Here is a 233-nt window from a genome sequence, read left to right on the forward strand (position 1 = left end):
CGATGGGGAAGGACCAGGTGACGTACGAGGTCACGCCGTAGGTGTAGGCGATGCCGGCGTACCCGGTGAACATGACGGCGCTGTAGCCGGACATGTGGTGGGAGATCCCGGAGAGCCACCAGGGCATCTTTCCGCCGGCGGTGAAGAAGTCGGAGACGTTGTCCACCCGCTTGTGGGACCAGACGCCGATCGCGACCATGACGCCGAAATAGCCGATGAGCACGGCCCAGTCG

At 64.4% G+C, this 233-nt stretch carries 1 pseudogene; it reads right to left on the reverse strand.

The features are described from left to right. A pseudogene (locus AC0IXA_RS28215) lies at positions 1-233 on the reverse strand (hypothetical protein); the annotation flags it as partial.

The sequence above is a fragment of the Pseudomonas sp. AC083 genome (assembly GCF_979253165.1).